Origin of the sequence: Alicyclobacillus fructus (genome assembly GCF_017329605.1) — a bacterium.
GTDB classification, from domain to species: Bacteria; Bacillota; Bacilli; order Alicyclobacillales; family Alicyclobacillaceae; genus Alicyclobacillus; species Alicyclobacillus fructus.
Genome location: NZ_JAFMTY010000008.1, coordinates 124842 through 131274 on the forward strand (window position 1 = coordinate 124842; position 6433 = coordinate 131274).

Consider the following 6433-nt stretch of genomic DNA (forward strand, 5'->3'; position numbering starts at 1 on the left):
TTCGCTATAATGACCCTTGTCACGATATCCGACCCCGTGTCTCTATCGGTGCGCGCCGCGCCTGTAAGCGTTACACTGGATACGAGACATCCTGTGAAGTGACCGACCGCGGCTTGTCCGGCCGCGGTCATGGAGGTCCTACGCCATGAAAGTGAGCTTGTTTGTCACCTGCATCGTCGACGCCGTGTTTCCGAAGGTCGGCATCGCCACGACGCGCCTTCTCGAGGCGAGCGGCTGCGAGGTCGATTTCCCCATCGGCCAGACCTGCTGCGGGCAGCCCGCCTTCAACAGCGGCTACGCGGACGAGGCCCGCCACGTTGCTCGCACGCTCCTCGAGGCGTTTGCCGACGCCGACGCCGTCGTGAGCCCTTCCGGATCGTGCGTCGGCATGATTCGCCACTACTACCCGGCGCTCTTCGCGGGCGATCCGGCCCTAGCCGAGGAAGCCCGACGCCTCGCCGAGAAAACCTATGAACTCTCGCAATTTCTCGTCCGCCGCCTGCAGAAGGTGGATTTCGGCGGCCGCTTCCCGCACCGCGTCACGTTCCACCCGTCCTGCCACGGCTCGCGGTTGCTCGGCGTGCGCGAGGAACCCCTCGAGCTCCTGCGCCACGTGCGCGATCTCGAGCTCGTCGATCTGCCCTACGCCCGCGACTGCTGCGGCTTCGGCGGCACGTTCTCGGTCAAGATGAGCGAAATTTCAAGCGCCATGGCCGAGGAGAAGGCGGAAAACGTCCTCGGAAGCGGCGCCGACGTGCTCGTGTCCACGGACATGGGCTGCCTGATGAACATCGGTGGCACGCTCTCCCGCCGCGGCGCGCGCGTGCGCGTGATGCATCTCGCCGAGCTTCTGGCCGAAGCCGCAGGCCTGACCGAGGAGGTGACCGCATGAGTGCCCAGTCATCGGTGCGCCACCGCGCCAACATCGCCCTCCGCGACGACTTCCTGCGCGGAGCCGTTCACTTCACGACGGATCGGCTACGCAACCGCAAGCAGGCCGTGACCGAAGACTTTGGCAACTGGGAGGCCTGGCGCGATCGCGGCGAGGCCATTCGGCGGCACACCATCGAACATCTCGACTTTTACCTGGCCCAGTTCGCGGACAACCTCGAGCGGCTCGGCGCCCATGTGCACTTCTGCGCGAACGCGAACGAGGCGCTCGCCGTCGTCACGGACATCGTGCGCGACAAGGCCGCGCGGCGCGTGGTCAAGTCGAAATCGATGGTGACCGAGGAGGTCCACCTCAACCACCACCTCGAGCAGCTTGGCGTCCAGGTCATCGAAACGGATCTCGGCGAATACATCGTGCAGCTGGCGCATGAGACGCCTTCACATATCATCATTCCCGCCATTCACAAGACCCGCGAGCAGATCAAGGCGCTGTTCGAGCAAGACGGCGGCCAAAACCTGACGACCGAGACGCGCGATCTCGTCGCGTTCGCGCGCCGCCGCCTGCGCGAGATGTACCTGACGGCCGACATCGGCATCACCGGCTGCAACTTCGGCATCGCCGAGACCGGCTCGATTGCCCTTTTCACCAACGAAGGCAACGCCGATCTCGTCGCCAACCTGCCGAAGACGCACATCGTCTTCATGGGCATGGAGCGGGTGCTGCCCACGCTCGCCGATCTCGAAGTCTTCGCGCACTTGCTGCCGAAAAGCGCCACAGGCCAGAACACCATCACCTACCTGTCGATGATCACCGGCCCGCGCCGCCCGGGCGACAAGGACGGCGCCGAAGAGATGCACGTGATCATCCTCGACAACGGCCGATCTCGCCAACTCGGCGATCCGGATTTCCAAGCCGTCCTCCACTGCATCCGCTGCGGCGCCTGCCTGAACGTCTGCCCGGTCTATCGGCAGATCGGCGGTCACGCGTACGGATCCGTGTATCCCGGGCCCATCGGCGCCGTGCTGTCGCCGCTGCTTGAAGGCGGGGAGGCGTATCAGGATCTGCCGTATGCCTCGAGCCTGTGCGGCGCGTGCTACGAGGCGTGTCCCGTGAAGATCCCGCTTCACGACATGCTCGTCAAGGAGCGTCAGCGCTTCGTGGCCAAGACCGGCGGCAAGACGGGGGAAAAGGCTGCTTTCGCGGCATACCGCGTGACGTTTGCGGATCACCGGCGCTATCTCCGCGCCATCCGCATCGCGCGGCGACTGCAAGGCGCGTTCGCGCGCGACGGCGTGATTCAAGCGAAAATCGGGCCGCTCGCAGGCTGGACCGGGGCGCGCGACTTCCCCGCGCTGGGAGATGTCACATTTCGCGAGTGGTGGATAGCGAGAAAGCGAGGGACGAAGCGTGGATAAGGGAGCATTCCTGGCGAACATCGCGGCGCGGCTCGGCAGAGAGCCCGGATCGGCGCCTGCCCCGCGCGACGCCATCGGCGCCCCGGCGTTCTGGGCGGATCGCAAAACGACGCAGGAGGAACGGACCGCGACCTTCTGCGCCCGCTTCCAGGCGCTGGCGGGCGAGATCGTGCAGTGTGCGGATGAGGACGCCGTGCGGGAGTGCCTTGACCGCGCGCTCCGGGATTTGGCCCCTGGCTCAGCCGGAGCTTGGGGCAGGCAAGCTCCGTGGCCCGTGGATGTGGAGGATGTGCTCGAACGATGGTCCGTCCGGCGTTTTGGCGAAAGTGACGTGCTGGACATCGAGGTCGGCATCACGGGAGCGAGCTTCGGGGTCGCCGACACCGGCACCCTCGTGGTGGAGACAGGAGGTGCTGCGGGGCGCACCGTCCATCAGATCCCACTCGTCCACCTCGTCATTCTGCGGGAAAGCCAGATTGTGCAGAGCCTCGGCGACGCCCTCGCGCAACTGCGAGGCGCCGCTCGCGACGCGCGCATGCCCGCCTACGTGCACTTCATCAGCGGACCAAGCCGCTCCTCCGACATCGAGAACGATCAGACCATCGGCGTCCACGGCCCCGCGCGCGTCATCTGCCTTCTCCTGCGCGACAGAACCGCCGATGTCACGAAAACAGCCGGGGATCTCGCCTGACCCCGGCTGTCTCACGTCAATCGGCCTCTCCGCGCACCACATGCACGCCAGCCTGCTCGAACGCGCGTACGTCTTCTTCGCTCGTCTCTCGGTCGGTGATGAGCACGTCGATCTCGTCGACATCGCCGACCTTCGTGAAATCACGCGCCTGAATTTTGCTGTGATCGGCGAGCAGAATGAGCATGTCCGCGATCTCGACCATCTTTCGCTTCACGAGCGCCTGAAGCGCGTTCGACTCCGTGAAGCCGTGCTCCACGTGCACTCCCTTGCAGGACAGAAAGGCCTTGTTGACGTGAAAGCGGCTGATGGCCTCTTCGGCCATCGGGCCGACGTACGAAAGCGAGCTCGCCCGAAGGATGCCGCCCGTGGAAATCACTTCGATTTTATCCTTGGACGCGAGCTCCATCGCGATTTTGACCGAATTGGTCAACACCGTGAGCGGCATGTTGGGCAAAGCGTTTGCGACGTGCAACGCGGTGCTGCTCGCGTCCAGGATGATGCTCTCTCCCGGCTCCACGTACGTGATGGCGGTGCGTGCAATGGCCATTTTCTCCGGCACATGCTCTGACTCGCGAATGAGATACGATGTCTCCGCGGGCGTATCGTCGTCAATGCGAACTGCGCCGCCATGACTGCGGCGCAGTTTACCCTCCATCTCGAGGATATGGAGATCCCTGCGGACGGTCTCCTCGGTGACGGAAAACATCCGACTGAGTTCCTTGACGCGAATACTGCCGCGTTCATTCAGGTACTGTAAGATGGCTCGTTGTCGCTCGGCTGGGAGCATGGGCATCGATCACTTCCTCAAAGCTGTGCGGACGATAGCTCGCCCGCACGTGTCTGACTCAATAGTTCGCACTGTTGATGTTCGCCTTGGTGAACACCGTTGGGTTACCCAAGAGAACTACGTGATTCTGAACCTTAAATGTTCCAAGAGCACATTTGAAGGTGCCATTCGCAGGCATGGTTCCGTCCGCCACGGCGCGTGCCACATACATCGTCAAGGCCCCGAGCTTCGGAACATCCCACAGGACGAATTCTTGAACCGTCCCATCATTGACATACTGTTTCATTTGAATGGGATCGGCAAGACCCGTTACAAATACCTTGCCTTTCAGCCCCAACTTTTCGACTGCTTCGGCGGCGGCGGGAACTCCGACAGAGTCAGGCGAAATAATCGCTTTCATTTGAGGATAGGCCCGCAACATGTTTTCCGCGGCCGTCAGACCAACGTCAGGCTGTTCTTGGTCGTATTGAATGGTCACGATATGGAGATTTTTGTACTTGGTCTGAATAGCTTGTTTCATCACGGCGATCCAGGAGTTTTGATTTGGATTCGTCGGCGTGGACGATAGAATGCCCACTTCAACGTTCTTCTGTCCCTTAAAGTGGTCAGCAGTAATTTGCACAAGGGTCGTGCCTATTCCTTGGGCTGTGGCCTGGTCTACAAAAAATTGGCGCGCCGACGGGATGACATCTGAATCCCACGTGATCACCTTCACACCCCGGTGCATCGCAGATTCAAGGGCTGGGGCTAGAGAAGTCGGATCGTTGGCCGATACGGCGATCACGTTATAACCCTGCGCGACGTAACTGTTAATCATCGATACTTGATCCGCTGCGCTCGCCTGTGTCGGTCCATTGTAGGTCAGTTGAATGTGCAGCTTCGAGGCGACCGATTGAGCCCCTTGGTCGGCTCCGCTAAAGTAAGGAATTCCTATTTCCTTCGGAATGAGCGCGACCTTGATAGGCTTAGAAGACGATGCGGCACCTGCAGCCGTTGCCGTCGAGTGACTCGAGGCAAGTGTCCCACACCCTGAAGTTGCCATGCTGAGGGCTGTCGCGGCGACTGCTGCTGGTAACCACTTCTTCTTCGACTTCAGACCCCACTTCTTCATCACGATTGATCCCCCTTCGTTGGCCATTTGGCCACAATATTTATTGGACTAATCCCTCGCTGCAGTTGCAGGATCGAGGACCGAAGCGTGATTTCGGTCTTCAACCCGACGCCGCCGCGAGAGTAGACCACTAAGTTGTTGTAATCCGACAGCCATGACGAGAATAATTCCCGTCACAATCGACTGCTCGACGGACGACACATTCAGCATGTTCAGCCCCTGTTGAAGCATCCCAAGAAGGAGCGTTCCAAGAACGGTGCCCAAAATGGTCCCCGAACCGCCGAAAACATTCACGCCACCCACAAGGCAGGCCGTGATGACTGTAAGCTCGTAATTGGCCCCCATGTCTCCCCGAACGGAGGCGAAATACGCACCCATGAAGATGGCAGCAACACCGGACATGCAGCCGGAAAGAACGTAGGCAAGCATTTTGACGCGTGCAACGCGCAGCCCAGAGTACAGCGCCGCTCCTTCATTGTTGCCTATGAAATAGACTTGTCGACCGTAGCTCGTGAATTGAAGAAGGAAGCCAAACAGCAACGAAAGAACGACGTAGACCAAAAGTTGAATAGGGAATATTTTCAGTATCGTTCCGCTCCCAAGATTCAAGTACGCTTGCGGAAATCCATAGATGGATCCAGATCCTTGCCCTACTAGGACCATCGCTAATGATCCGTAAATGAACAACGTCGCAAGCGTCGCGATGAGCGGCTGAATGCCGGTGCGAACAATGATCAACCCGTTGATCCATCCGAGAACCGCGCCGAGGACCACGCTGAGCAAGGCAGCAATCCAAATATTGATACCATGCTGCCACAGGATACCCATGACGACTCCGCAGAGGCTCATCATGGAACCCACCGACAAGTCTATCCCACCCGTGATGATGACGATGGCCATGCTGAGGGCCATCATACCGGCCGGAATAAAATTTTCGGTTGAAGCTAATAGATTTTGAAGATTGATAAAGTCCGGACTCACAATCCCAAACAGAATGAGTTCAACAATGAGCACCCCAGCGATGCTGATGGACCAAAAGCGATTCTCCAACGTTGATCACCCCGTGGCCCTGCGTGAACGACTTAGTCCGCTATCCGTGATGACGGCGACCAGAATGATCAGTCCCTCGACAGCGTCATTCCAAACCGCAGGAAGATGAAAGAACACCAAGGCCTCCGTAATGACGCCTAGCAAAACCGCTCCTAGGACCGCTCCGAACGCTGTGCCTCGACCTCCAAATACGTTGGTTCCACCGATGACAGCCGCAGCGATCGATTCAAGGTTCAAATCGGATCCCGTCGTAGGCGTCGAGAATCCATTGTAAGAAAGATACAAAACCCCTGATACACCTGCGAGAAACCCTAATAGTGAGCGTCAAATCCCGCCCACCTTGCATTCCCGCCATCGCTGCATCAAAGTCGTACATGACGACAAACCCCGCCGGGAAGCCGGCGGGGCAGTTGTGCATACTATGCTTTTTTCGTCCGTCTGCGGATGCCGTCTGGCAGGTGGTCGGACCACGGCAGCAAGTCGTTCA

At 59.8% G+C, this 6433-nt stretch carries 6 protein-coding genes and 1 pseudogene; 3 read left to right on the forward strand and 4 right to left on the reverse strand.

Annotation, left to right across the window (positions count from 1 at the left end; genetic code table 11):
* Positions 1-145 precede the first annotated feature (145 nt).
* Genes J3481_RS05995 through J3481_RS06005 form a run of 3 tightly spaced genes read left to right on the forward strand, consistent with a single transcriptional unit; the run spans position 146 to position 2998 of the window.
* Positions 146-892 (forward strand): (Fe-S)-binding protein, encoded by a 747-nt coding sequence (locus tag J3481_RS05995; RefSeq protein ID WP_206830265.1) that lies wholly within the window; start codon positions 146-148, stop codon positions 890-892.
* Positions 889-2307, forward strand: a complete 1419-nt coding sequence (locus J3481_RS06000) for a LutB/LldF family L-lactate oxidation iron-sulfur protein (RefSeq protein WP_206830264.1) — start codon at positions 889-891, stop codon at positions 2305-2307. Before J3481_RS05995 ends, J3481_RS06000 begins: the two co-directional genes overlap by 4 nt.
* Complete coding sequence (locus tag J3481_RS06005) at positions 2300-2998, forward strand: LutC/YkgG family protein (RefSeq protein ID WP_206830263.1); 699 nt, start codon at positions 2300-2302, stop codon at positions 2996-2998. The genes J3481_RS06000 and J3481_RS06005 overlap by 8 nt, the downstream gene beginning before the upstream one ends.
* 16 nt (positions 2999-3014) lie before the next feature.
* On the opposite strand, the gene J3481_RS06010 is transcribed toward J3481_RS06005, so the two are convergent.
* The 4 genes and pseudogenes from J3481_RS06010 to J3481_RS15055 form a co-directional block, all read right to left on the reverse strand.
* A complete protein-coding gene (locus J3481_RS06010; RefSeq protein ID WP_206830262.1) occupies positions 3015-3791 on the reverse strand; it encodes a DeoR/GlpR family DNA-binding transcription regulator in 777 nt (258 codons plus the stop codon).
* 52 nt (positions 3792-3843) lie between these two features.
* Entirely contained in the window at positions 3844-4896 is a 1053-nt protein-coding gene (locus J3481_RS06015; protein ID WP_236011296.1) for an autoinducer 2 ABC transporter substrate-binding protein, read from the reverse strand.
* A 48-nt stretch (positions 4897-4944) separates the two neighbouring features.
* Positions 4945-5946, reverse strand: a complete 1002-nt coding sequence (locus J3481_RS06020) for an ABC transporter permease (protein ID WP_206830260.1) — start codon at positions 5944-5946, stop codon at positions 4945-4947.
* Positions 5947-5952: 6 nt separating this feature from the next.
* Positions 5953-6252 (reverse strand): annotated as a pseudogene (locus J3481_RS15055) (ABC transporter permease); the annotation flags it as partial.
* Between the last annotated feature and the right edge of the window lie 181 nt (positions 6253-6433).